Source organism: Pseudomonas sp. NPDC089401, from assembly GCF_044749485.1.
In the GTDB taxonomy this organism is placed as follows: domain Bacteria; phylum Pseudomonadota; class Gammaproteobacteria; order Pseudomonadales; family Pseudomonadaceae; genus Aquipseudomonas.
Map to the genome: position 1 here is coordinate 87,667 of NZ_JBIVIA010000011.1, position 26,277 is coordinate 113,943.

Below are 26,277 nucleotides of genomic sequence, written 5' to 3' on the forward strand. Positions count from 1 at the left end.
ATCATTACCCCCCCACAAATTCAACCCTGCCGACATTAGGAATAAGGATAATGGACAAAATCCTACTAGTGGTTATTACTGACACTGAATACAAATCTATTTACCCGCACTTCACTTCCCAGGGCGAGCCCGAACACATCGGCCTTGTAACTATACAAGATGGCTTTATCGCCGGAAAGGAAGTTACGCTATGCAAAATGGGGGATATGGGGAGTAAAACTCAGGGTTCCGTAGGTTCGGCACTTGCGACCGTGATTGATCGCGTCAAACCCACACTGGTTCTTGAGGTGGGAATTTGCTTTGGATTGAAAAAAGACTTCAAAATAGGCGATGTCTGCATCAGCAAATTAACGTTCGACTACGAATACCAAAAAGTTGAAAGTGGAGTAATACATAACAGACTCCGCCACATCCATGCCTCCAAAGAAATATTCACGAAACTGTCTCACTTCTCACTTCACTACAACTCAGACTTCGCAATTCGAACTGGAAATTACGCATGCGGAGATAAGGTCGTAAACGACACCGAGTTGAAAAAAGCGATAATTAAAGCGATCCCAGATGTTGTTGCAGGCGACATGGAGTCCTATGCCTTAGCGTTAGTTTGCGATGAAAAAAATGTTCCATGGTGCGTAGTTAAAGCTTCCTCTGACGACGGCGTCAACAAACATGATGACGACCAAGAAAGAGCGGCAAACAACGCTGCAAAATTTACCAGCGACTTCCTAGCCAGCCTAAACACAACAACCTCTGAAAGCAAAATGGAGGTAGACACAGATACAGATAAAACTTTCTTCGAGGGCATTACACAAGAGATAACTAGCAAGAAGAACTTCAAAGCCGAGACACTTCACCGCAACAACTTTGGCCTACACATCCATCACCACCCCGACATGGAAGGCGCATGGATTATTGTATATCTCTATAAAGCCAAGAGCGTACCAGAAGCGCTCAGAGCACTTCTCAAGCACCTAGAAACCCCACCAGTCAGAATTGATCTCTGCATTGTTTCCAGAGAATTAATTACCGACGCTCAGCTCAGTAACTACTCTGAACAACTCTCAGAAGCTGGGTGTAAGAAAATTTACGTAAACCCAGTTAAGAAATTTATTTATGATCGCGTAGTAAAAGGTTTCGTTCCAGAAGTTCGCGTTATTCCCGAAGAGCGCTACGTTGATCAAAAAGTGTACAGAGAAGGAGCTTCGTCCCTTTCGAGCAAAACCTATGCAGCATCCTTCATCAGGCCGCGATCCAACTCTTCGGTTATCCTCAAGCCGATCAGTGTAATCTTAGGACAAGGTGGCATCGGGAAAACGACGTTATGCAAAAGCATCGCCAGCTACTTTTCTCGTCAGTCTGAGCAAAATGAATATCTTTTACTAATCACAAAATCAGACATCCTGAACAAGTATTCCGGCTTACCAATCAACTCAATTACAGACCTATATCGCGAATACCGCAATGAAAATGGCGACGCACCTAGTGTCATTGGAGACCGCAGTTTCGAAATCGCATTGAGCTCAGGGTCACTTGTTGTTATGGTAGATGGCATCGACGAAATAGAGTCTGCCATTGGCCCAAACTTCAATATGGTAGGGTTTATCGACTCCATTGGAAGTCTCAACGACACTCTTGGATCCTGCAAAGTATTTCTGACATCCAGGCATCTTGGAGCAGACAGGTTCCGCTCGCTGGAAAATTCTGACGTACTGGAACTCAAAGGGTTCAATTCCGATGATGTAAATGAGTACCTTGATCATCTCGACCCACAGCTACACCGACGGATCCGAAAGATAGTAACACAAATTCAAACTCCGACAGGTTTCGTTAACCCTTACCTTTTGAGCATTGCCGTACGCGTTTTCGTAGACTCAGACGGCAGCGACGACATCCATACTACCTTATTGGACAGTAACGAGCCATTTGAATACATTCTCGCGAGAATGCTAGGTCGCGAAATTGAGAAACAATCGCTAGGCGTGCCAGTAGATAGCTACTACGAGCTACTCGACTACATTATTATTGAATGTGAAAACTCGTTATCTTTGCAAGATTTCCAAGGCTACATTGAGACCATGCTGTGTCCCGCTGGCCTTTCACCGGAAACCCTATCAGCCAACTACCTAAAGTGCCTACTCTTTAGAGTATCGGAGCAACGAGTAGTAGTCGACCAAGAAGAGTATGTAGCTCTGATCCGAGCCAAAGGTTTATACAACATAATTACAGACAGCTCACAACTTAACGCGCAAGACATTAGCCGAGCCATGGCTGTTTTTGGCGAAGATCTGAACGACTCACTTGGGGTCAGGGAGCATGTCATTCAGATGATGCTATCTAAAACGGATGACATCCATTTAGCAAATTCAAACCTAGCTAAACTCTTCGAAGGGTTTCGGGGATTCATCAGCAGCAAAATTCCCCGTGCGAAAAATGCCATTTACTCCCTCCACGATTTCATTATAAGACTGAATCGCCCCAAAAGCGCGACTGAGGCCACGGAAGTACTCGAATTACTTCATAGCCCAACCAAATTTAGCAACATGTATATCCTGGGTGACTTCCCTGCTTTGGATCTAACAAACAAGGTTTTAGAGTCCTGCGAACTCATCGGCTATAGAAAATTCCTACGATGCAAAATCGACACTAAAACCAACTTTAAAAAATGCCGAATTGTAAACTCTTCCGAACTTTATTCTGAATCCTTGTTCAAGGCAGATATGTTTGACGAGGAGTGTTTCCTAGACGAACCAATGAAGCTCGCCATTGCATCTGGCCTAGAAAGGAAAGAAGGTCGTGAAGCTAGGATTCGCAACGACATCAAGCAAGTTTTGAAAGTTATGCGCTTAGGGTTAGGATTCAATCCGAAAAGCATGAATAAAATCAAGCAAAATACTAGCCTTCTCAGCAGCAAGAGCTACGAGCAGCTTCTTGGCGAGCTTTGTCGCTCAGGAATATTGTCGCTGGATCAGGAAACGGGAACCTATAGTGTCAGGGCAGATCACCAAGCAGATGCTTTTGCACTTTGCGAAGAAAATGACTGCAAAGGCGGAATCAAGTCGTTGATTGAAACGATGGCAGATTAAATAGCCCTGCACCCGAAGCGCTCAAGCCTAACATCTCGAGGATGAGCGCTTTGGCTGAGGCCGCGTTTCTAGCTAACCTACCAAGCCATTACTAATGATAAAACTATTTTTTATATAGGCAATTAATTGAACTCACTCAATTCCAGCGCGCCTATTGATGTAGTCTCTCCTCGTCCTACCTGGCATTGAGACCATCGGCGCTAAGCTAAACGCCCTCCGGCCTTCGAGACTCACCATTTATCATACAATAAGGCAAAAACTGGGGTCCAAGATACCGCCCTCCTCTCACTTCATTGACCGGGGTCGCCCGAAACCATGAGAAGTAGAGGGAGAGACTTGCATCCCTGCATACACAAATGCTCAGTACGATTTCTTGTGTTCTGCCAGCTATCCCACCAAATAACATATTGTAGACGGTCGTCAGTAATATGTTAAAATGAGCTCAGATCACTGATGCGACGAGGAAGCGATGCAGGTAATAGCGTATGCAAGGATGAGTACAGACGACCAATGCTTGTCGATAGGTGGTCAGTTCGCAGCCATCAAGATCGCAGCCGAGACGCACGGATGGGAGATTGTCGCCCAGTTCACTGACGAAGGTGTATCAGGTGCCGTCGATCCCCAGGACCGCCCTCAATGCCGCCTTGCCCTCGCCATGGCGAAAGGCTTGGATTGCCCGGTTGTCGTGCATCGAATCGACCGTCTCACACGCGATCATGCACACTTCGTTACCCTGCAGAAGAAGTACACCTTCATCGAGGCAGAAGACGTTCATAGCAGTGGCCTGCTGCGAAACATTAAGTCACTACTCGCTGAAGAAGAGCTGCTGAAAATCCGTGCCCGTACAAAGGCTGGTCTGGCCGAACTGAAGAAGCTCGCCGCCAGTGGCAATACTGAAGCTCAGGAAAAGATAGCCCGTCGCGACGCTGGCCGTGCGAAGGCGTGGGCAGTAGGCAACGGTGCCGCTGTAAAGGCTAAGCAGGTGAATGCAGACGTTCGGGCTGATGCTATCGCTCACCACATCAAGGCGTGCTTGTACGATGGTTGCACGTCGTTTGCTGCCATTGCGCAGTGCCTCAACTCCAAGGGCGTGACCACAGCACGGGGCAGTACATTTCAACCCATGACGGTATCCCGCTTGATGACTCGCCTCGGACTGTCCTTCTCCTTAAGTAACTGACAACGTCTCTAGGCTCGCAGGGAGCTACTACAGCAACGTTAACAACCCCATGATATTTTGATTTCATAGCTGTCAAGGACACCCGTGGAGGCCAGACGCATTAGGCACCGCGCCACATCCGGCTCGCTCTACCTCGCCAACTACGATATTCCCTTCCCCGCCCCACACATGATATTCGACGGCAGTTGATGGTCGATGTAGAAAGTTGCAGGCATCTGCCAAAATGGTAGTGAAACCTTCCCCACCCTCAAACACAGTGGCGAGGCCGAACAGCCTCAGCAGCAAGCCGCTCAACTCTAGTGCTCACATCGAGAATACCAATGGACGACGACAAGGCCGCAGTAGCCGCAGACACTCTTGAATTGCTGATGATGAATCAAGCCGCCATCAGAGCATCCCTGGAAGAACTGTCGCTGTGGATCGGTCAGCGTGGATCGACCCACATTCACGACAATGTGCTAATCGCCCTACAGACGCTCGATACGAACGCAGATGCCATCACCTCCGCCCTGAAGCGCCTACGTTCGTAGAATTGCTAGAACGGCCTTCGCGCGCACCCAGCATCTTGGAAATCGGCGCCGCTAGCCAATACCAACCACCGAGTAGCCTGACTGACAATACGACACCATCCATCAAGCTTCAGCCACCACTTGTCCAAGAAGGCTAAATGCCATTACCCTCCCTTGAACTACCATTAGCCAAGCAAAGAGACAGAAAGGCATGGACGTAACGAATTTAGTGAGATATCGAAATGACCTAGAGAAGCTTCTTGACGAGGCAGATGGGGTCAGACAATCGCTTCAACGACAGGCGCTGGGTGATACCGAGTTTTTCCTGCGTCTAGTAGAAGCTCTCGCTCACGACGAGAAAGAGGCGAAAGCCTTGATGAAAAAGATAAAGCCATTCCCATCAGCGTACCAACATTGGTACTCCGAGGCGCTCCCGCTCGTTAAGCAGCTATTACCTGACCGGCTACAAGACTTCGTCAGACTGTACGAAAAACCTAAGACTCGAAAGGATATAAGCTACGAGAACTATAAGCTTGAGGATGCTTGCCAAGGGCTTCGCGTGACAGCACCAAGCGGTAGAGTAGTGGCAGATACATCCTCCGCAGGCTCCCTCCTGGAGCAGCAGGTAGCAATCGTAGAGGCAATCAAACGCCGATTCGAGAGCTCACTTTTCGAGATCAAGCAGACGGTGCAAGCCGATCTTTTCGACTCAGAGTTGGATAGCGCCCAGCATCTCCTTGACGCGGGCTTTTCGCGAGCGGCAGGTGTCATTTCCGGCGTCGTCTTGGAGGGTCACCTCAAGGAGATCCGGGACAGACATGACCTTGGAAGCAATTTAAAAACGATTGCGCCGATAATCGACAAAATGAAGAGCGAAGGCATCATTGAACTGCCTCAGCATCGTCACCTGCAGTACCTCGGCGACATCCGCAACAAATGCAGTCACAAAAATGGCACAGACCCCACCGCAGATGAGGTGAGCGAACTAATCGCCGGGACAACCAAGGTAATCAAGACCATCTTCTGAACAGGAGCCTAGCAGTCCTCGTTCACTCGCCCACCTATATCCATGCACCGACCAAAGGACGAGAGATCTCAGCCGGTTAGTGGCACGCGCGAGAGCTCTAACGAGCAGATCAGCGCCTTCACAACAGTAGCAAGGGCGTTCGCGTAAGGACCCAGGAAGAGGGCGAGTGGCAATGAATTACATACCGCCAACCAAGGAGATGCCAAGTGAATAGAAAGCTGCTCATGTTTATAACTGGCATAGCAATCGCCGCAGTTATCATCATTGTCTCCATTTACATCAGTACGTTTGGACTAACCCGCTCTCACAACCAAGCCGACTGGGGTACGTTCGGAGACTATTTCGGCGGCATCCTCAATCCAATCTTCGCACTGTTCGCATTCATCGGCGTCCTCTGGTCTCTTGACCTACAAATGAAGCAGATCAAGCAGCTTGGAATGGACAGGCATGCAGATGAAATCTTGCAAGCAGTCCGAGACATCGACACCAATCTAAGTGAACTCTCAAAAACAGTGGTAGCTGACATCCCTGGCCGCAAGGTTCTCATTAGCCATATGGCCGCCGAATCGAAGCGCATCAACGAACAGGACCCTACTACCCCCAATTTTTTGGCTGCCGAGGACATCTACATTGAGTTTCTGGAACACCCGAAATCGTCGGGCAGCATGATTGGTATGGCGGTGCGAGAAATGGCCGATCACGTAAAAATGATGAGCGACTTACTGAAGCGCTATCCCTTGCAGCAAGACGGTGAACACACCCCAGTCATTGAATATTACCGCAACAAAACCTCTCGCCTCGTACCAATGCTAAACGACGCAGGGATGCTTTCTGCCAACACGCGAGCTTTCTTCGAAAAGACAAGGTAGGATTGCCAACAAGGTACACCGCTTTAGCATACTAAGGCACTGGACCACTTCGAGATTTTTTGAGATAAATACCTGAGAATCTAAGGACTTGCATAATGCAGGCGACTCCACCAGCCACACGCCAGCGCCACAGTGACCGAAATTTCAACCCATCACCCCTCTGATTGTTGGTTCAGCATTCCCAGAAGCCTTCGACACTAATTCCGACGCTATTGTCTTAGAGATAGACTGGCTACGGATATAGCAAAGCTAACATCAGACCTTCCTTTACCTGTAGACATTTTACGTTTGTGGTGGCCAGCACATTCCCGGCAAGGAAATGGTTCTTAACACTGAGCCACCACAACCAAAGCAATATGATGCATATCAAACGAGCTAACACGCCCTACTCGTACAACGAGATAGTCCCCTTCAACTGTTCCGCAAACCCGTAAATATCATCCACAGATGCAATTGGATGGCGCGTTTCGTTCTTTTCAGCATCGAAGACACCTATGTACTTCTGACTGCGATTGAAGTGCAAGCGGCAAATCGGTTTACGATTGTTATCGTCCAGCAGAATCCCAAAGTAGCTCTGAGTATCACGGTGAACGATCCGCTTTGCATCCACAACCGCCCGCACAATTGCCTTGACGATATGGAAGCCCTCAAGCTCTTCAAGAGTAGTCTGGATACGGTCGTCATCGGCCTCCTCAGCGGACTCTGTCGCCGTTGCTGCCGGAACAGCCATCATCGCATAAGACGGCTCGACTGCACCGCTCATAGCCGACTTCAGCCTGTCGTTAATTTGATCTCCTAGGAACTGGATTGCCGCCTTCCTAGTCAAGGTGGTGAATTGCTCTCTCACCTTCTGGGTAATGATCCCGTCGTAGACCCGAGTAGCGAAGAACTTCACGAACTCGTCACTAGGCTGACTGAACTGCGAAGCCATCTCTTTCTTGATCTGGCCAACGTACTTAAGCTCTCCAGCAGCACTGATGATCGAGTCAACATCGAACGCAGACTTGGTTAGCTTCTGAAGTTCCGGGAGGGCGTGCTCGTCCAGATCGAGAAGGTCTAGCTCCAAGAACGGTTTCTCATCCATCTTGTTCGGGGCATCGAGGTCGGTGAAGAATCGGTAGACCTGGCCATTGGTAAGGATCGAGATACGGGCGGTGGTGACGTGGAAGTACCGGAAGAGCTGGCTCGCGTGATTGATATGCAGCGGCTCGCCTATCTTCTTGCACTCGATAAGGATCTGAATCTCGCCGTTCTTCATGATGGCGTAGTCGATCTTCTCGCCCTTCTTCGTCCCCACGTCGCAGACGTACTCTGGCGTAACCTCTGAGGGATCAAAGACGTCGTAGCCTAGGACCGAGTTGATGAAGGGCATTACGAAGGCAATCTTGGTCGCCTCTTCTGTCTGGATAGCAGGTCCCTGCTGGCGGATCTTGGCTGATAATGCGTTCAGTCGCTCTACGAATTCCATGTCTCGCTCCTCGCTCAGATGCCACATCCTAGTAGCACAGCCACCGTACTGGCAATTGCAAATCACAGCAGGAGACAAGCGGAAACCGCCACATAAGCGGATGAGAGGGCAGCGCCGAGATTGGCGTAACGAGAGAGGTATTGGAGCGGCAAGATGACGAAGCTAGAATGCTCACCACAATGCACCACTTAGGTGTACTACGGTACTGGTCCACTTCGAGAATTTTGAGCGAGAAATCCTTGAGAATTCAAGGACTTGCGTAATGGAGGCGGCCCCACCAGCCACACCCCGGCACTCGATGTTCCCGCTATGGCTGCTCCCTTCCGGGCCTGACCAGGTTAACGGGTAATCAATGCGGGGGGACCGATGGGGCCACCACTACACGGCTCGCCAAGCAGCGAGCCGCGCCATTGTACCGGTCTGGGGCGAAGATACAACCTCTAAGCGGAGAAAAAGTCATCATTTCTCAATGACTTGTCTGAGCTGTGCCGGCAGGGCCGGCCTCTTCGCGGGTAAACCCGCTCCCACAGTGACTGCGCATGCCTGCAGGAACGGATCAGATCAGACGGTGATGCCCTGCTCCGCCAGGAATGCGACGAAGGCTTCTTCATCCATCACCTTCACCCCCAGCTCACTGGCCTTGGCCAGCTTGGAACCCGCCCCCGGCCCCGCCACCACGCAGTGGGTCTTGCCAGACACCGACCCGGCCACCTTGGCGCCCAGGCCTTCCAGCTTCTCTTTGGCAATGTCGCGGCTGAAGCGTTCCAGGGACCCGGTCAGCACCCAGGTCTGGCCCGCCAACGGCAGCCCTTCGGCCACCTTCTTCTCGCTGCTCCAGTGCATGCCGAAGGCCAGCAACTGCGCCTCGATATCACGGGCCAGCTTCTGGTTGGCCTCGTCCTTGAAGAATTCGCGCACGGCCTCGGCCTGCTTCGCCGCCAGGGCCTGGCGCAGGTCGATGCCGTCGGCGGCGATGATCTTGTCCAGGCTGTCGAGCTTGGCCACCAGCTTTTCCGCGCCGGTCGGGCCGACCGAAGGGATGTCGAGCTTGGCGATCATACCGGCCAGGGTGGTGCTTGCAGCAAACTCGGCCGCCAGCTCGCCTTCGTCCTGCAGCTGCATGCCGCTGGCCAGCAACTGCTCGATAACCTTGCGGTTGTGCTCGTCCTCGAAGAAGTTGTGAATCTCATACGCCACCTCCAGACCGATGTCCGGCAGGTAGGTCAGCACCTGCGGCAATGCCTGCTGCACCCGCGCCAGGCTGCCCAGCGAGCGGGCCAGGACCTTGGCGGTCTCCTCGCCCACATCCGGGATGCCCAATGCGTAGATGAAGCGCGCCAGGCCCGGGCGCTTGCTGGCCTCAATGGCATCCAACAACTTCTTGCTGGACACCTCGGCAAAACCTTCGAGACCAACGATCTGATCGAACTCCAGCTTGTACAGGTCCGCCGGTGAACCGATCAGGCCTTCGTCCACCAACTGCTCGACGCTCTTCTCGCCCAGGCCATCGATATCCATGGCACGGCGGGAAACGTAATGGATGATCGCCTGCTTGAGCTGAGCGCCGCAGGCCAGGCGGCCGACGCAGCGATACACCGCGCCCTCGCTGGTGGTCTCCTTGCCCTTGCTGCGCTTGACCAGCTGGGTACGTTCGACCTGCGAGCCACACACCGGGCATGCGGTCGGCACTTCGACCGGGCGCGCATCCTCCGGACGGCGCTCGAGCACCACCTGCATCACCTGCGGGATCACGTCACCGGCGCGGCGAATGATCACCGTGTCGCCGATGCGCAGGCCCAGGCGGGCGATTTCGTCCATGTTGTGCAGTGTCGCGTTGGAGACGGTCACGCCGGCCACCTTGACCGGCTTCAGGCGCGCCACGGGGGTGACGGCACCGGTTCGGCCGACCTGAAACTCCACGTCGAGCACTTCGGTGAGTTCTTCCATCGCCGGGAACTTGTGGGCGATGGCCCAGCGCGGCTCGCGGGCGCGGAAGCCCAGTTCGCGCTGGGCGGCCAGGCTGTTGACCTTGAACACCACGCCATCGATCTCGTACGGCAGGCTATTGCGTCGCTCGCCGATATCACGGTAGTACGCCAGGCATTCCTCGATGCCGGCAGCGTGCTTGAGCTCGCGACTGATCGGCATGCCCCACTGCTTGAGCTGTTCGAGAATCCCGATATGGCTTTCGCCGATGCTCTCGCTGACCTGCCCCACGCCATAGCAGCAGAACTCCAGCGGGCGGCTGGCGGTGATCTTCGAGTCCAGCTGGCGCAGGCTGCCGGCGGCGGCGTTGCGCGGGTTGGCGAAGGTCTTGCCACCGGCCTCGGCCTGGGCGGCGTTGAGGCGGTCGAAACCGGCCTTGCTCATGTACACCTCGCCGCGTACTTCGAGCACAGCGGGCCAGCCTTCACCCTGCAGCTTGAGCGGGATATTGCGCACGGTGCGCACGTTGGCGCTGATGTCTTCGCCGGTGGTACCGTCGCCACGGGTGGCGCCCTGCACCAGCTGGCCATCGCGGTACAGCAGGCTTACCGCCAGGCCGTCGAGCTTGGGCTCGCAGCTGAAATCCACGGCGCCTGGCTGGTCCAGGCCGTCGACCACGCGGCGGCCGAATTCACGCAGGTCGGCTTCCTCGAAGGCATTGCCCAGGCTGAGCATCGGCACTTCGTGGCGCACCTGGCTGAACGCGGCCAGGGCAGCGCCGCCGACGCGCTGGGTCGGCGAGTCGGGGGTGACCAGATGCGGGTTTTCAGCTTCGAGCGCCTTGAGCTCGTTGAACAGGCGGTCGTATTCGGCGTCGGGCACGCTGGGCTCGTCGAGCACGTAGTAGCGGTAGTTATGCTGGTCGAGTTCGGCGCGCAGGGCGTGGATTCGGGTTTCGGCGGTCATTTTTCAGGTTCTCTTGCAAAGCAAAAGAGCAGCCTGGGAGGTTGCGTGGGGTTCAGGATTCCTTATCGCCTGTGCCGGCCCTTTCGCGGGTAAACCCGCTCCCACAGGTACGGTGCAGGCCTTGGGGCCGGTGCCGTACCTGTGGGAGCGGGCTTACCCGCGAAAGGGCCGGCACAGGTAAAACAAGTCCTGAACCAACCAGCAAACCCCACAGGCTGCTCTTTCGTCTGGATCTATCAGCGCTTCTGGGTCAGCGCACGGCGCTCGAACTCGACGATGCGCTGGCGGTAGTGCTCGATGGTCTGGGCGGTCAGCACGCTGCGCTGGTCGTCCTTCAGTTCGCCATTGAGCTCATGGGCCAACTTGCGCGCCGCGGCCACCATCACATCGAAGGCCTGCTTCGGGTGACGCGGGCCTGGCAGGCCGAGGAAGAAACTCACCGCGCGGGTGCTGAAGTGGTCGATGTCGTCCAGATCGAAGATGCCAGGCTTCACGGCGTTGGCCATGGAGAACAGCACTTCGCCGTGGCCGGCCATGCTTTCGTGGCGGTGGAAAATGTCCATCTCGCCGAAACGCAGCCCGCTCTCGAGGATGTTCTGCAGCAGCGCCGGGCCCTTGAAGCCACCCTCGTCGCGGGAGATCACGCTGATCACCAGCACTTCCTCGGCCGGTGGCAGCTCCTTGGCGACGTTGGCACTGGCCGTGGCAGGGTTGTTGCGATTGTTGTCGGCGGCGAAGTCGTCCTCGGCGTCGGCGAACAGGTCGGGCTCGCGTGGCTCGGCTGCCAGGTTCAGGTCGCCCTGGTGCTGGGTTTCAGCCACACGCTTGCCGCGCTTGCTGGCCTTGACCGGCTTCGCCTCACGCTCACGTTCGCGCTCACGCGCCGGGGCGCTGAGCGAAGGCAGGTCGCTTTCGTCCAGTTCCGGCTCCTTCTGGGTCTCCAGCACCCGCGACGGGCCGAGCACTTCAGCGCTGCCCTCTTCGTCCGGCAGGTTGGAGTAACTGCGATCCAGACGGAATTTCAACTTGCCCTTGCCGCCGCGCATGCGGCGCCAGCCGTCGAAAAGAATACCGGCGATGACAATGATGCCGATGACGATCAGCCACTCGCGCAGACCGATTTCCATGTAATCCCGTGCCTCTATAAAAATATGCTTGAAAACAAAGGCTTCAAAGCCCTTTAACACGTGGCGCCAACTCTATGTTCTGACAGGCGTTTTACCCACGCAAAAAACGAGTGACATTAAGCTAGCACGACCAAAGACAACTTTACACCGTCTGTCGCACCTGACGGGGGCATTTGCCTGCAGAATCCGCCTTATCTTCGCTCATCAGGCGTCTACCATGGCCAGTGCCTCCTCGACATCAACTGCAACAAGACGTGAACAACCGGGCTCGTGCATGGTGACCCCCATCAGCTGATCCGCCATCTCCATGGCGATCTTGTTGTGGGTGATGTAGATGAACTGCACGGTTTCACTCATTTCCTTGACCAGCCGGGCGTACCGGCCGACGTTGGCATCGTCCAGCGGCGCATCGACCTCGTCGAGCATGCAGAACGGTGCGGGGTTCAACTTGAAGATGGCAAACACCAGCGCCAATGCGGTCAGTGCCTTCTCGCCGCCGGACAGCAAGTGGATGGTGCTGTTCTTCTTGCCCGGCGGACGCGCCATGATCGTCACCCCTGTATCGAGTAGATCTTCGCCCGTCAGTTCCAGATAGGCGCTGCCACCACCGAAAACTTTCGGGAAAAGTGCCTGTAATCCGGCATTTATCTGATCAAAGGTATCCTTGAAGCGGTTGCGGGTCTCCTTGTCGATCTTGCGGATGACGTTTTCCAGGGTCTCCAGGGCCTCGACCAGGTCGGCGTCCTGGGCATCCAGATAACGCTTGCGCTCGGACTGCTGCTCGTACTCCTCGATGGCCGCCAGGTTGATCGCGCCCAGGCGCTGGATACGGCCTTCGACCTGCTCCAGCTCTTGTTCGGTGCCTTGCTCGGTGGCCTCGGCTTCGACCGTGGCGAGCACACCCTGCAAATCGTAGCCGTCCGCCAGCAATTGTTCCTGTAGGGTTTTACGACGGATGTCCAGCCCCTGGTTCTCCAGGCGCATCTGCTCCAGCTGGCCGCGCAGCATCTGGGCCTGCTGCTCGGCCTGGGTACGGCGCTTTTCGGCATCGCGCAGTTCGCGGTCGGCCTCGTCCATGTGCAGGCGGGCCTGGCGCATTTCCTCGTCGACGCTCATGCGCCGCTCCAGCAACTCTTCGAGCTTCAGGCGCAGTTCTTCCTGCGGCGCCTCGCCCTCCTCCAGGTTGAGGCTCAACTGCTCCTGGCGCTCGCTCAGGCGCGCGGCCTGCTGCTCCAGACGCTCCAGCGCCTGGCGGGTGGAATCGTGCTGGGCCCGCAGCGACCCCAGGCGCACGGCCAGCTGGTGGGCATGGTCCTTGTGCAGGCGGGCTTCCTGGCGGATGCGGTCGAGGCCTTCGCGCAGGGTGTCGCGACGGGCCATCAATTGCTCGCGCTGCTCGGTGTCCTGGGCCATCAGGTCCAGGGCTTCCTGCAAGACCAGGCGGGCTTCGCCCAGTTGCTCATGCTCCAGGGCGCGCTGCTCCTGGAGTTCGCTCTGTTCTTCCTGAAGCCGGCGACGGCGCAGCTCGACCTGTTCGGCGCGGGCGCGGCCGGCAGACAGGCTGGCCTTGAACTCGCCATGCTGGCGGCTTTCTTCCTGGGTGCGACGGCGCAGGTGTTCGCGCTGCTCTTCCAGGCCGTGCTGCTGTTCGCGGGAGGTTCGAAGCTGCTCCTCCAGCTGCTCCAGCGCCGCCTCCTGCTCCAGCTGTTCCTGGCCAAGGCGTTCGATTTCCTGGCCACGGGCCAGCACCCCACCCTGGGACTCGCCGCCACGGCTGACCCGCAGGAAGTGGCGGCCGACCCAAAAGCCGTCACGGCTGACCAGGCTTTGCCCTGGGCCGAGCGAAGCACGCCTGGCCAGGGCTTCGGTGAGGTCTTCGACCGGCAGGACATTGCCCAGCCAGGCCGTCAGATCGGTGCTCCCCTCGACCTTGTCGAGCAGGCTGCCGGGCTGGCGCACGTTGCTGCCGCAGGCCAGCAGCAAGCGCAGCTCGCCTTGCTCCAGGCCCTGGAAGGCCAGGCCGCTGAAATCATCGACCAGCACGGCCTGCAAATCGGCGCCGAGCACGGTTTCCACCGCCAGCTCCCAGCCCGGCTCCACACGCAGCCCCTCGGCCAGGCGTGGACGCTGCTCCAGGCCCTGCTCGCGCAGCCAGTCGGCGGCACCGGCGCCCGGCTCCAGCGCGGCCTGCTGCAACGCCTCCAGCGAGGCCAGGCGGCCGCCCAGGCGCTGCAGGTCGCCCTGCTGTTGCTGCTGGGCCTGGGTGGCTTGCTGCAATTGCTCGCGCACGGTTTCAAGGCGCTCGACGACCTGTTGCTCCTGCAGATGCAGCTCTTCCAGCAGCATCTCGCTGCTGGCGACCTGCTCGGAAAGCTCGAGCATGCTGGCGTCCTGCGGATCCTCCGCCAGCTGCTCGCTTTCTTCGGTGAGCTTGCGCTGGCGTTCGGCCAGGCGCTCCAGGCTGCTTTCGAGCTGCTGCAGGCGAGCCTGCTGCACCTCGGCCTGGCGCCGCGGTTCGGAGGAACGGGTATTGAAGCTGTCCCACTGTTCTTGCCAGCCGTGCATGCCCAGTTCGGCTTCTTCGAGGGTGGCCGCGGCCTCTTCGGCAGCGGCCAGGGTCATTTCCTGCTCCGGTTCGAGCATGGCCAGCTCTTCGCCGAGGGTAGCCAGCAGGGTGCGGTCGTGCCCCAGGTGCGACTCGGTTTCCTGACGGGTGCGCTCGGCCTCCTTGAGGTCGTCCTGCAACTGGCGCAGGCGCTGCTGGCCATGCTGGATGCTCTGCTCGACCCGGGCGATGTCACCGGCCACCGAGTAGAAGCGGCCCTGCACCTGGTTGAAGCGCTCGGACAACTCATGGTGGCCGTCGCGCAGGCGCTCGATGCTGGCATCGGCACTACGCTGCGCGGCGACCAGCGCCTCGTGGGCGACATCCTGGTCGCCGATCACCGCCTCGCGCTGGCGCACGCGCTCGTCCAGATCGCGCCAGCGCAGGGCCGACAGGCGCGCCTTGAGCTGGCGTTCCTGGGCCTTGTACTCGCGGTACTTTTCAGCGGCCTGGGCCTGCCGGTGCAGGCGTTCGAGCTGGCGCTCCAGCTCATCGCGCAGGTCGGTCAGGCGCGCCAGGTTCTCCTGGGTGCGGCGGATGCGGTTCTCGGTCTCGCGGCGGCGCTCCTTGTACTTGGAGATGCCGGCCGCTTCTTCGATGAAGTTGCGCAGCTCCTCGGGCTTGGCCTCGATCAGCTTGGAAATCATGCCCTGTTCGATGATCGAGTAGCTGCGCGGGCCCAGGCCGGTACCGAGGAAGATGTCGGTGATGTCCCGGCGGCGGCACTTGGTGCCGTTCAGGTAATAGCTGTTCTGGCCGTCGCGGGTGACCTTGCGGCGGATGGAAATCTCGGCATAGGCGGCGTACTCGCCGAGCAAGGTGGTTTCACTGTTGTCGAACACCAGCTCGATGCTGGCCTGGCTCACCGGCTTGCGGCTGGTGGAGCCGTTGAAGATGACGTCGGTCATCGACTCGCCGCGCAGGTTCTTCGCCGAGCTTTCGCCCATCACCCAGCGCACCGCGTCGATGATGTTGGACTTGCCGCAGCCGTTGGGGCCGACCACGGCCGCCATGTTGCTGGGGAAGTTGACCGTGGTCGGGTCGACGAACGACTTGAACCCGGCCAGGCGAATGCACTTCAGGCGCATCGGTCAGCCCCGCGCCAGCGCCGCCAGCACCAGTTCGCAACTGCGCTGGCCATAGGCAGTGAGCACCTCGCGGATGCGCGGCAGGTCGCGGGCGACCACGGCTTCGAGCAGGCGGGCGAACAGGTCGAGGTAGTCGTCCATGTTGGCCTGGCGCTGGTCCAGGGCCAGGTAGTAGGCGCGGCTCATGGCCGGCTGCAGGTTCTCGACGGTTTCCTGCAGGTAGGGGTTGTCGGCGAAGGGATAGGCGGCGCGCATCACTGCGAAGCTGTCGGCGACGAAAACCTTGATGTCCTGCTGTTCGCGGGCCTGGCGCAGGCGCTGCTGGATGTCCAGGAACGGGCGCAGGTCGGCCTCGAGGCGCCATTGCTGTGCAACCGCGTTGCCCAGCAGGATGTAGAACTCGCTCATCAGCGTGCACAGGCTGCGCACGCCGCGCTCGTCCAGTTCGGTGACATGGGCGCCACGTCGCGGCAGGATCGCGATCAGATGGCGACGTTCGAGGATCAGCAATGCCTCGCGCACCGAGCCGCGGCTGACGCTGAGGGCCTGGGTGACCTTCTGCTCCTGGATCCGCTCACCGGGCGCAAGTTCGCCGCGGATGATGCGTTCGGCCAGGTAGTCGGCAATCTGCTCGGAGAGGCTGTCCGGCGCCTTGAACGTCATGGTTTTCCTTCAAAATCATTGAACTGGGCACAAGGGGGCGATTGTAGCGTAATTGGCCAGCGCTGGCGCAGAGGGACGCAGCGCTTTATTTGACCCGCCAGACAACCCACAAGGCGGCGCGATCTATGCTTGGAGTATGGGCACTGCGTTGGGCTGGGCATGAGCACGAGCACTTTTCTGACCTTTGAGTCAGAAAATTGTTGACCCCTGTGACAGGTCTGCTTATTGTCCGCTCAACAACAATAAAACCATTGCGAGGCCATCCCCGTGATCCAGTTTCTCGTCAACCAGGCGTTGCGCAGCGAGCACGCCCTGGACCCGAACATGACGGTGCTGCAGTACCTGCGCGAGCACCTGGGCAAACCCGGCACCAAGGAAGGCTGCGCCAGCGGCGACTGCGGCGCCTGTACCGTGGTGGTCGGCGAGCTGACCCAGGATGACGACGGCCAGGACACCCTGCGCTACCGCAGCCTGAACTCGTGCCTGACGTTCGTCTCGTCCCTGCATGGCAAGCAACTGATCAGCGTCGAGGGCCTCAAGCACCAGGGCGAACTGCACAGCGTGCAACAGGCCATGGCCGATTGCCATGGCTCCCAGTGCGGCTTCTGCACCCCCGGTTTCGTCATGTCTCTGTTCGCCCTGCAGAAGAACAGCCAGGGCCACGACCTGCACCAGGCCCAGGAAGCCCTGGCCGGCAACCTGTGCCGCTGCACCGGCTACCGGCCGATCCTCGATGCCGCCGAACAGAGCTGCCGCCAGCCCTGCCGCGACCAGTTCGACGCTCAACAGGCGCAGACCATCGCCCGCCTCAAGGCCATCGCCCCGACCCAGACCGGCGAACTCAACAGCGGCGACAAGCGCTGCCTGGTGCCGCTCACCGTGGCCGACCTGGCCGACCTCTACAGCTCGCACCCCGAAGCCCGCCTGCTGGCCGGTGGCACCGACCTGGCACTGGAGGTCACCCAGTTCCACAAGACCTTGCCGGTGATGATCTACGTCGGCCACGTCGCCGAGCTCAAGCGCATCGACAAGACCGCCAGCCACCTGGAAATCGGCGCCGCCACCCCGCTGACCGACTGCTACGGCGCGCTCAACGCCGAATACCCGGACTTCGGCGACCTGCTGCACCGTTTCGCCTCGTTGCAGATCCGCAACCAGGGCACCCTCGGCGGCAACATCGGCAACGCCTCGCCGATCGGCGACTCGCCGCCCCTGCTGATCGCCCTGGATGCACAGGTCGTCCTGCGCCAGGGCGAGCGCCAGCGGGTGATGCCACTGGAAGACTACTTCATCGACTACCGCATCACCGCCCGCCAGGACAGCGAGTTCATCGAGAAGATCATCGTGCCACGTGCCAGCCACGACTGGGCCTTCCGCGCCTATAAAGTGTCCAAGCGCCTGGACGACGATATTTCCGCGGTCTGCGCGGCCTTCAACCTGAGCATCGAGAACGGCGTGGTCAGCGGCGTGCGCATCGCTTTCGGCGGCATGGCGGCGATCCCCAAGCGCGCCCGCGCCTGCGAAGCCGCCCTGCGCGGCAAGCCCTGGAACCCGGCCAGCATCGAGCGCGCCTGCCAGGCCCTGGCCGAGGACTTCACCCCGCTCAGCGACTTCCGCGCCAGCAAGGAATACCGCCTGCTGACCGCGCAGAACCTGCTGCGCAAGTACTTCATCGAACAGCAAACGCCCTACATCGAGACCCGGGTGACCGACTATGTCTAATCATCACGTAGCCAAGAGCCAGGCCGAAATGGCCGAACTGTTCCGCCAGGACCTGGCCACCGGGGTCGGCCGCAGCATCAAGCACGACAGTGCCGACAAGCACGTCGCCGGCGAAGCGCTGTACATCGATGACCGCCTGGAGTTCCCCAACCAGCTGCACGTCTATGCACGCACCGCCGACCGCGCCCATGCGCGCATCCTGCGCATCGACACCTCGCCGTGCTATGCCTTCGAGGGGGTGCGCATCGCCATCACCCATGAAGACATCCCCGGCCTCAAGGACATCGGCCCGGTGGTCGCCGGCGACCCGCTGCTGGCCATCGACAAGGTCGAGTTCTTCGGCCAGCCGGTGCTTGCCGTGGCCGCCTGCGACCTGGAAACCGCACGCCGCGCGGCGATGGCCGCGATCGTCGAGTACGAGGACCTGGAGCCGGTGCTCGACGTGGTCGACGCCTTGCGCAAGAAGCATTTCGTGCTCGACAGCCACACCCACCAGCGTGGCGACTCCGCCGCCGCCCTGGCCACGGCCCCGCACCGCATCCAGGGCACCCTGCACATCGGCGGCCAGGAGCATTTCTACCTGGAGACGCAGATTTCCTCGGTGATGCCCACCGAGGACGGCGGCATGATCGTCTACTGCTCCACGCAGAACCCCACCGAAGTGCAGAAGCTGGTCGCCGAAGTGCTCGACGTGCCGATGAACAAGGTGGTGCTGGACATGCGCCGCATGGGCGGCGGCTTCGGCGGCAAGGAAACCCAGGCCGCCAGCCCGGCCTGCCTGTGCGCGGTGATCGCGCGCCTGACCGGCCAGCCGACCAAGATGCGCCTGCCCCGGGTCGAAGACATGACCATGACCGGCAAGCGCCACCCGTTCTACGTGGAATATGACGTCGGTTTCGACGACGATGGCCGTCTGCACGGCATCAATTTCGACCTGGCCGGCAACTGCGGCTATTCGCCCGACCTGTCCGGCTCGATCGTCGACCGCGCCATGTTCCACTCCGACAACGCCTACTACCTGGGCGATGCCACCGTGCACGGCCACCGCTGCAAGACCAACACCGCTTCCAACACCGCCTACCGCGGCTTCGGCGGCCCTCAGGGGATGGTCGCCATCGAGCAGGTGATGGACCATATCGCCCGCCACCTGGGCCGCGACCCGCTGGCAGTGCGCAAGGCCAACTACTATGGCAAGACCGAGCGCAACGTCACCCACTACTACCAGACCGTCGAGCACAACATGCTCGAGGAGATGACCGCGGACCTGGAGGCCAGCAGCGATTATGCCGAGCGCCGAGAGTCGATCCGCCGCTTCAACGCCAACAGCCCGGTCCTGAAGAAGGGCCTGGCGCTGACCCCGGTCAAGTTCGGCATCTCGTTCACCGCCACCTTCCTCAACCAGGCCGGCGCACTGATCCACATCTACACCGACGGCAGCATCCACCTCAACCACGGCGGCACCGAGATGGGCCAGGGTCTGAACACCAAGGTCGCGCAGGTGGTGGCCGAGGTGTTCCAGGTCGACTTCAGTCGCATCCAGATCACCGCCACGAATACCGACAAGGTGCCCAACACCTCGCCGACGGCGGCCTCCAGCGGCGCCGACCTGAACGGCAAGGCGGCGCAGAACGCCGCCGAGATCCTCAAGAAGCGTCTCACCGAATTCGCCGCCCGGCATTACCAGGTGACCGAGGAAGACGTCGAGTTCCGCAACGGCCATGTGCGCGTGCGTGAGCAGATCCTCAGCTTCGAACAACTGGTGCAGCAGGCCTACTTCGGCCAGGTGTCGCTGTCGAGCACCGGCTTCTACCGCACGCCGAAGATCTACTACGACCGCAGCCAGGCCCGCGGCCGGCCGTTCTACTACTTTGCCTTCGGCGCCGCCTGCGTGGAGGTGATCGTCGACACCCTGACCGGCGAGTACAAGATGCTGCGCGCCGACATCCTGCACGACGTGGGCGACTCGCTGAACCCGGCCATCGACATCGGCCAGGTCGAAGGTGGTTTCATCCAGGGCATGGGCTGGCTGACCACCGAGGAACTGGTGTGGAACGCCAAGGGCAAGCTGATGACCAACGGCCCGGCCAGCTACAAGATCCCGGCGGTGGCCGACATGCCACTGGACATGCGGGTGAAGCTGGTGGAGAACCGCAAGAACCCGGAAGACACTGTGTTCCACTCCAAGGCCGTGGGCGAGCCGCCGTTCATGCTCGGCATCGCCGCCTGGTGTGCGATCAAGGACGCCGTGGCCAGCCTCGCCGACTACCGCGTGCAGCCGCAGGTGGATGCGCCGGCAACACCGGAGCGGGTGTTGTGGGGCTGCGAACAGATGCGCAAGGCGCTGGCCGAACAGCAACCGACCGAACACGAACTGGAAACCGTCACCCACTGACAGCGAGGAACCCTGTGGGAGCGGGTTCACCCGCGAATGCGATTGAGGCCTTACCGCCGCCTTCGCGGGCAAACCCGCTCCCACATGGACCGAGAGAGGCTAAATCATGCATGAATGGATCAACGCCCTCGCCGACCACCAGTCCCGTGGCGAAGCCTGCGTGCTGGTGACCATCATCGAGGAGCGCGGCTCGACCCCGCGCAATGCCGGCTCGAAGATGGTCGTCAGCGCCACCGGCCTGTTCGACACCATCGGCGGCGGCCATCTGGAATACAAGGCCCTGCACATCGCCCGGCAGATGCTCGAGGAGCACCGCGGCACCCCGCACCTGGAGCGCTTCAGCCTCGGCGCCAGCCTCGGCCAGTGCTGCGGCGGCGCCACCGTGCTGCTGTTCGAGCCGATGGCCGCGGTGCAGGCGCACATCGCCGTGTTCGGCGCGGGCCATGTCGGCCGCGCTCTGGTACCCTTGCTCGCCGCGCTGCCCTGCCGGGTGCGCTGGATCGACTCGCGCGAACAGGAATTCCCCGAGCTCATCCCCAACGGGGTGACCAAGGTGGTCAGTGAGGAGCCGGTCGACGAGGTCGCGGACCTGCCGCCAGGCAGCTACTGCATCGTCATGACCCACAACCACCAGGTCGACCTGGAACTGACCGCCGCCATTCTCAAGCGCAACGATTTCACCTGGTTCGGCCTGATCGGCTCGAAGACCAAACGGGTCAAGTTCGAGCACCGCCTGCGCGAGCGCGGCTACGACGACGCAACCCTGGCGCGCATGCGCTGCCCGATGGGCCTGGCCGAGGTCAAGGGCAAGCTGCCGATCGAGATCGCCGTGTCCATCGCCGGTGAAATCATTGCCACCTACAACGCCTGCTTCGGCCAGCACGACGCTGCCGTGAACGCCGGCCCCATTGCCCAGTTGCTGCCGCCCTCCCGGCGCAGCCCAGCCATTTGACGAGTGAGTTATGACCGTTACCCGCAAAGCCTACCGTGCCGCCATCCTGCACAGCATCGCCGACCCGGCCGAGGTGGGCCTGGAAGCTTCCCATGAGTACTTCGAGGACGGCCTGCTGGTGATCGACGACGGCCGCATCAGCGCCGTCGGCCCGGCCAGCGAGCTGCTGCCGACCCTGGCCGCCGACATCGAGGTGGTGCACTACCAGGACGCCTTGATCACCCCGGGCTTCATCGATACCCACATCCATTTCCCGCAGACCGGCATGATCGGCTCCTACGGCGAGCAACTGCTGGACTGGCTCAATACCTACACCTTCCCCTGCGAAAAACAGTTCGCCGACAAGGACCATGCCGACAAGGTCGCGAAGATCTTCGTGCAGGAACTGCTGCGCAACGGCACCACCACCGCCCTGGTGTTCGGCAGCGTGCACCCGCAGTCGGTCAATGCCCTGTTCGAAGAAGCCGAGCGCCTGGACCTGCGGATGATCGCCGGCAAGGTGATGATGGACCGCAACGCCCCGGACTACCTGACCGACACCGCCGAGTCCGGTTACACCGAAAGCAAGCAGCTGATCGAGCGCTGGCACGGCAAGGGCCGCCTGCACTATGCGGTTACCCCACGCTTCGCGCCTACCAGCACGCCGGAGCAGCTGACCCTGGCCGGCCAGCTGCTGAAGGAATATCCAGGGCTGTACATGCACACCCACCTCTCCGAGAACCTCAAGGAGATCGACTGGGTCAAGGAGCTGTTCCCCGAGCAGAACGGTTACCTGGACGTGTACGACCACTTCGAGCTGCTGAGCGAGCGCTCGGTGTTCGCCCATGGCGTGCACCTGTGCGACAGCGAATGCCAGCGCCTGGCCGAAACCGGCTCGGCCGTGGCGTTCTGCCCGACTTCCAACCTGTTCCTCGGCAGCGGCCTGTTCAACCTGCCCCAGGCCGAGCGCTTCAAGGTCAACGTGGGCCTGGGCACCGATGTCGGCGCCGGCACCAGCTTCTCGCTGCTCAACACCCTGAACGAAGCGTACAAGGTGATGCAGCTGCAGGGCGCACGCCTGCACCCGTACAAGTCGCTGTACCTGGCCACCCTCGGCGGCGCCCGCGCGCTGCGCCTGGACGACCGCATCGGCAGCCTGCGCCCGGGCAACGACGCCGACTTCGTGGTGCTCGACTACAAGGCCACGCCGCTGCTGGACTACCGTATTCAGCAGTCCAGCAGCATCGAGGAGACGTTGTTCGTGCTGACGACCTTGGGGGATGACCGCACCGTGCGCGAGACTTACGCTGCCGGGCGTTGCGTGCATCAGCGCTGATAGCGCAAGGGGCCGCTATGCGGCCCCAGATCAGCTAGGCAAACGATCAACCCTTGGCGGACGCCTTGGGCTTTTTCAGCAAGTGCGAGAACACCGCGTGCAGATCGTCCGAAGCGCTCTCCTCGTCGAGGTTGAGCTTGCTGTCGATATGATCCATGTGGTGCATCATCAGGCTCACTGCCTGTTCGGCATTGCGCGCCTCGATGGCGTCGATCAGCTGCATGTGCTCGTCATAGGAGCAGTGCGAGCGGTTGCCGCTTTCGTACTGGGCGATGATCAGCGAGGTCTGCGACACCAGGCTGCGCTGGAAACTCACCAGCGGTGCGTTGCCCGCCGCCTCGGCCAGTTTCAGGTGGAATTCGCCGGACAGGCGGATGCCGGCACCGCGATCACCCCGGGAGAAGCTGTCGCGCTCCTCGCGGACCATCTGGCGCAGTTCGTTCAATTGCTCGGCGGTGGCGTGCTGCACGGCCAGCTCGGTGATGGCCCGTTCGACCATGCGCCGCGAGAAGAACACCTGGCGCGCCTCCTCCACCGTCGGGCTGGCCACCACCGCGCCGCGGTTGGGCCGCAGCAGCACCACGCTTTCATGGGCCAGGCGCGACAGGGCGCGGCGGATGATGGTGCGGCTGACGCCGAAGATCTCGCCCAGCGCTTCCTCGCTCAACTTGGTGCCTGGTGCCAGGCGCTGCTCGAGGATCGCCTCGAAGATGTGCGCGTAGACGATGTCGTCCTGGGTACCACTGCGGCCAGCCTTGCCGGCACGCGCAGGTTTCTTCAGAGGTTGCAGCTGTTCGTTCATGGGCTCTCGAGGCACGAAGAGAAAGTATGGCGCCATTGTACACAGGCTGAGGCGATTCCGCAGGAGGCGTTTTAGCTATATAGCCGTTGTACGACGCATTGCGCACACAAAAGATAAAACATTATTTGCTTTCTTTGTACACAAAAGCATAATCCATCGAGCAACTTCTTGACCCGCGAGTCAACAAGCGGTCAGACGTCTGCCTTCCCTCGTGGAGCCGCCAAGTGCATTGCGCAGGAACCTGGCTCCAACAACAACAAGAAAGACTTGAGGAGTACTCGCTGTGGAAAGCCGCAAATCCGAAGCCCCTACGCTGGATCTCGCCCCGCCGCTCGAAACGAGCTGGCTGGAACGGATTTTCAAACTCAAGCAACACGGCAGCACCGTCAGAACCGAACTGATCGCCGGGGTGACCACCTTCATCACCATGGCCTACATCATCTTCGTCAACCCCAACATCATGGCCGACGCCGGCATCGACCATGGTGCGGCGTTCGTCGCCACCTGCATCGCCGCCGCCCTCGGCTGCCTGCTGATGGGCCTGTACGCCAACTGGCCGGTGGGCCTGGCGCCGGGCATGGGGCTGAACGCCTTCTTCACCTACACCGTGGTCGGCACCATGGGCTACAACTGGGAAACGGCGCTGGGGGCGGTGTTCGTCTCGGGCGTGCTGTTCATGTTCCTGACCTTGTCACGGGTGCGCGAATGGTTGCTCAACAGCATTCCGGTGAGCCTGCGCCATGCCATGGGCGCCGGCGTCGGCCTGTTCCTCGGGCTGATCGGCCTGAAGACCGCCGGCATCATCGTCGCCAGCCCGGCCACCCTGATCAAGCTGGGCTCGCTGCATGAGCCAGGGCCACTCCTGGCGGCGCTGTGCTTCCTGCTGATCGCCATCCTCAGCTACAAGCGGGTGTTCGGCGCGATCCTCATCAGCATCATTGGCGTCACCCTGGCCGGCTGGGGCCTCGGCCTGGTCAAGTTCGGCGGGGTGATGTCAATGCCGCCGAGCCTGGCACCGACCTGGATGGCCATGGACGTGGCCGGGGTGTTCAATGTCAGCATGATCAGCGTGGTGCTGGCGTTTCTCTTCGTGCACATGTTCGACACCGCCGGCACGCTGATGGGCGTGGCCCAGCGGGCCAACCTGGTAGCACCGGACGGGCGCATCGAAAACCTGTCGCGGGCCTTGAAGGCCGACAGTGCCTCCAGCGTGTTCGGTGCAGTGGTCGGTGTACCGCCAGTGACCAGCTATGTGGAAAGTGCTGCCGGCGTGGCGGCGGGCGGGCGCACCGGGCTGACCGCCGTGGTGGTCGGCCTGCTGTTCGTCGCGGCGATGTTCTTCGCCCCGCTGGCCGGGATGATCCCGGCCTACGCGACGGCGGGCGCGCTGATCTACGTGGCGATGCTGATGATGGGCAGCATGGCGCACATCCACTGGGACGAAGCCACCGACAGCATTCCGGCGATCGTCACGGTGATCATGATGCCACTGACCTTCTCGGTGGCCGATGGCATTGCCCTGGGCTTCATCAGTTACGTGGCACTCAAGGCGGGTACCGGCAAGTACAAGGAAATCTCGGCCAGTCTGTGGGTGCTTTGCGCGATCTTCATCGCCAAGTTCGTGTTCCTCTGAACCCTGCTTCACCCACCAAGGGCGCCTAGGCGCCCTTTCTTTATTGACAGACCTGTACCGGCCCTTTCGCGGGCAAGCCCGCTCCCACAGGGTCACCACACATCCTGTGGGAGCGGGCTTGCCCGCGAAAGGGCCGGCACTGGCCATACAAAAACAGCAGACGAAAAAAAGCCCGCCAGTGTGGGAGCGGGCCAAAGGACCTACGAAGATTCTTCTAGCGACCAACTAGCTTCCGCGATAGGTCGAATAGCTGTACGGCGAGATCAACAGCGGCACGTGGTAGTGCTCCTGCTGTTCATCGATGCCGAAGCGCAGCACGACAACATCCAAGAACGCCGTGTCCGGCAGCTGCACGCCGCGGGCACGGTAATAGGCGCCAGCACTGAACTGCAGCTGGTAGACGCCGGTACGGTAGTCATCCCCTTGCAGCAGTGGCGCGTCGACACGGCCATCGCTGTTGGTCAGGGCAGTGTTCACCAGCTCCAGCTGCTGGCCTTCGACGCGATACAGCTCGACCTTGATCGAGCTGCCTGGGCAGCCATGCGCGGCATCCAGTACGTGTGTGGTCAAACGTCCCATCTGCTTGTCGCCTCTTGTTCAATCTATGGGCAAAAAATACACAGCTCGTGCCCCGGAACAGGGCGTGCGATGTGCGGGAATGACACCATTAAGACATTTCAATGCCAGATTGTACACAATTTTTTGATCCATTCCGTCGTCACCCCCGCAATCACGCCACCAATCGCAAATACAGGCGCCATAAAGAGGCCAACGCTCTTATCTGACCAATCAGGCAGGTTTCTTGCAATGCATTCTCAGGCGACAAATGGGAAGAAATGCGGAAAAACAGGCTTACAAAAGATTTCAGAAGTTGTATACAATCAGCCCATCCGGTGGTGCGACATCCCGACGCGGCCCGCCCACCCTCGCACAAACGCACAAGAAGGAAG

17 protein-coding genes and 1 other RNA gene are annotated in these 26,277 nt (G+C 59.7%); 10 read left to right on the forward strand and 8 right to left on the reverse strand.

Translation table 11 applies throughout. The features are described from left to right. Positions 1-50: 50 nt before the first annotated feature. From ACIP21_RS22735 to ACIP21_RS22755, 5 genes are all read left to right on the forward strand, one after another. Complete coding sequence (locus tag ACIP21_RS22735) at positions 51-3,083, forward strand: NACHT domain-containing protein (RefSeq protein ID WP_400692394.1); 3,033 nt, start codon at positions 51-53, stop codon at positions 3,081-3,083. Between the two features lie 469 nt (positions 3,084-3,552). Beyond that, on the forward strand, positions 3,553-4,263 hold the full coding sequence (locus ACIP21_RS22740) for a recombinase family protein (protein ID WP_400692397.1): 711 nt from the start codon (positions 3,553-3,555) through the stop codon (positions 4,261-4,263). Between the two features lie 320 nt (positions 4,264-4,583). Beyond that, positions 4,584-4,793, forward strand: coding sequence for a hypothetical protein (locus ACIP21_RS22745; RefSeq protein WP_400692400.1), 210 nt, complete (start codon positions 4,584-4,586; stop codon positions 4,791-4,793). Between the two features lie 190 nt (positions 4,794-4,983). After that, complete coding sequence (locus tag ACIP21_RS22750) at positions 4,984-5,799, forward strand: hypothetical protein (protein ID WP_400692403.1); 816 nt, start codon at positions 4,984-4,986, stop codon at positions 5,797-5,799. Positions 5,800-6,005: 206 nt separating this feature from the next. Then, a complete protein-coding gene (locus ACIP21_RS22755) occupies positions 6,006-6,668 on the forward strand; it encodes a hypothetical protein (protein WP_400692406.1) in 663 nt (220 codons plus the stop codon). Positions 6,669-7,053: 385 nt separating this feature from the next. On the opposite strand, the gene ACIP21_RS22760 is transcribed toward ACIP21_RS22755, so the two are convergent. From ACIP21_RS22760 to ACIP21_RS22785, 6 genes are all read right to left on the reverse strand, one after another. After that, positions 7,054-8,136: a type I restriction endonuclease gene (locus ACIP21_RS22760; RefSeq protein ID WP_400692409.1), complete on the reverse strand. Its 1,083-nt coding sequence runs from the start codon at positions 8,134-8,136 to the stop codon at positions 7,054-7,056. Positions 8,137-8,408: 272 nt separating this feature from the next. Further along, positions 8,409-8,505: signal recognition particle sRNA small type (ffs, locus tag ACIP21_RS22765), an RNA gene on the reverse strand. A gap of 192 nt (positions 8,506-8,697) precedes the next feature. Then, complete coding sequence (gene ligA, locus ACIP21_RS22770) at positions 8,698-11,028, reverse strand: NAD-dependent DNA ligase LigA (protein WP_400692412.1); 2,331 nt, start codon at positions 11,026-11,028, stop codon at positions 8,698-8,700. Positions 11,029-11,264: 236 nt separating this feature from the next. Beyond that, entirely contained in the window at positions 11,265-12,155 is an 891-nt protein-coding gene (zipA, locus tag ACIP21_RS22775; RefSeq protein ID WP_400692415.1) for a cell division protein ZipA, read from the reverse strand. Positions 12,156-12,359: 204 nt separating this feature from the next. Beyond that, positions 12,360-15,848: a chromosome segregation protein SMC gene (gene smc / locus ACIP21_RS22780; protein WP_400692418.1), complete on the reverse strand. Its 3,489-nt coding sequence runs from the start codon at positions 15,846-15,848 to the stop codon at positions 12,360-12,362. A gap of 3 nt (positions 15,849-15,851) precedes the next feature. Beyond that, on the reverse strand, positions 15,852-16,511 hold the full coding sequence (locus ACIP21_RS22785) for a GntR family transcriptional regulator (RefSeq protein ID WP_400692421.1): 660 nt from the start codon (positions 16,509-16,511) through the stop codon (positions 15,852-15,854). A gap of 267 nt (positions 16,512-16,778) precedes the next feature. Here ACIP21_RS22785 and xdhA point away from each other — a divergent pair, with 267 nt between their 5' ends. The 4 genes from xdhA to guaD all read left to right on the forward strand — a co-directional run bounded on the left by xdhA (position 16,779) and on the right by guaD (position 22,892). Further along, a complete protein-coding gene (gene xdhA / locus ACIP21_RS22790) occupies positions 16,779-18,233 on the forward strand; it encodes a xanthine dehydrogenase small subunit (protein WP_400692424.1) in 1,455 nt (484 codons plus the stop codon). Then, on the forward strand, positions 18,226-20,625 hold the full coding sequence (xdhB, locus tag ACIP21_RS22795; protein WP_400692426.1) for a xanthine dehydrogenase molybdopterin binding subunit: 2,400 nt from the start codon (positions 18,226-18,228) through the stop codon (positions 20,623-20,625). Before xdhA ends, xdhB begins: the two co-directional genes overlap by 8 nt. A 106-nt stretch (positions 20,626-20,731) precedes the next feature. After that, positions 20,732-21,577, forward strand: coding sequence for a xanthine dehydrogenase accessory protein XdhC (gene xdhC, locus ACIP21_RS22800; RefSeq protein ID WP_400692429.1), 846 nt, complete (start codon positions 20,732-20,734; stop codon positions 21,575-21,577). Between the two features lie 10 nt (positions 21,578-21,587). After that, a complete protein-coding gene (gene guaD, locus ACIP21_RS22805; protein ID WP_400692432.1) occupies positions 21,588-22,892 on the forward strand; it encodes a guanine deaminase in 1,305 nt (434 codons plus the stop codon). 46 nt (positions 22,893-22,938) lie between these two features. Here the strand turns inward: guaD and ACIP21_RS22810 are convergent, their stop codons facing one another. Beyond that, on the reverse strand, positions 22,939-23,694 hold the full coding sequence (locus ACIP21_RS22810; protein ID WP_400692435.1) for a GntR family transcriptional regulator: 756 nt from the start codon (positions 23,692-23,694) through the stop codon (positions 22,939-22,941). A gap of 283 nt (positions 23,695-23,977) precedes the next feature. Between ACIP21_RS22810 and ACIP21_RS22815 the strand changes: the two genes are divergently transcribed. Then, a complete protein-coding gene (locus tag ACIP21_RS22815; RefSeq protein ID WP_400692437.1) occupies positions 23,978-25,327 on the forward strand; it encodes an NCS2 family permease in 1,350 nt (449 codons plus the stop codon). 225 nt (positions 25,328-25,552) lie between these two features. On the opposite strand, the gene uraH is transcribed toward ACIP21_RS22815, so the two are convergent. After that, positions 25,553-25,906 (reverse strand): hydroxyisourate hydrolase, encoded by a 354-nt coding sequence (gene uraH, locus ACIP21_RS22820; RefSeq protein WP_008091641.1) that lies wholly within the window; start codon positions 25,904-25,906, stop codon positions 25,553-25,555. Positions 25,907-26,277: the final 371 nt, after the last annotated feature.